The following is an 850-nucleotide window of genomic DNA, read 5'->3' as shown; positions in this document are numbered from 1 at the left end:
TGGATAACCATAGGATTGATCCCTAAATCGCCACTGTGATCATTTATTAACCACACTGCATTTTCATTTGAATCTGATAAAATTGGCGTTTTACCAACTCGAAGTGTTATGAAACCTGAACCACAAACGGAAGCAGAGCTGCTCGAACGAGCCTACGCCATTGCCGGTATGACCTTTCAAGAACTGGCTGATGAAGCAGAGATGACCATGCCCAAGGATCTTAAACGAGATAAGGGTTGGGTTGGACAACTCTTGGAGTGGCATTTAGGAGCGCCAGCAGGCAGTAAGCCTGAACAAGACTTTGCGCACTTAGGCATTGAGCTCAAAAGCATTCCGATCAGTTATAGTGGTAAGCCATTAGAAACCACCTTTGTGTGTGTAGCTCCTCTGATGGGTGTTCAAGGCCTGACTTGGGAAACCAGTCACGTCCGCAATAAACTCTCTAAAGTGCTGTGGATCCCTGTAGAGGGCGAGCGCGAGATCCCGCTGGCAGATCGTCACGTAGGATCACCGCTGTTGTGGACGCCAAGTAAAGAGGAAGAAGAGATTCTCAAGCGAGATTGGGAAGAACTGATGGAGTTGATCGTTTTAGGTAATGTCGAGCAGATCACGGCACGTCATGGTGAAGCACTGCATCTTCGTCCAAAAGCAGCGCACAGCCGAGTGCTGACCGAGGCCTACGGTGCGAGTGGCAAGCCAATAAAAACCAAACCTCGCGGATTCTACTTAAGAACTCAGTTTACTCATCATTTACTAACAAAACACTACGCTTAACAGAGAGTTAGTACTACTTACCGACACCAGTTTAATGTGGGTTAAGTGCAAGCTCTATATCGCAATAGCGCTGGCT

General features: G+C 47.4%; 1 protein-coding gene. It reads left to right on the top strand.

From position 1 onward, the window contains the following. The first annotated feature begins 108 nt into the window (after positions 1–108). On the top strand, positions 109–774 hold the full coding sequence (gene mutH / locus KIV40_RS27595) for a DNA mismatch repair endonuclease MutH (RefSeq protein WP_285352394.1): 666 nt from the start codon (positions 109–111) through the stop codon (positions 772–774). Positions 775–850: the final 76 nt, after the last annotated feature.

Source organism: Vibrio sp. D173a (assembly GCF_030248475.1).
Note: the sequence above shows the minus strand (reverse complement) of the source record. Positions and strands in the feature narration are given on the sequence as shown.

Excerpts from the sequence above, each read along its gene's own strand:
- mutH (WP_285352394.1), top strand. The coding sequence starts at position 109 with ATGAAACCTGAACCACAAACGGAAGCAGAGCTGCTCGAACGAGCCTAC.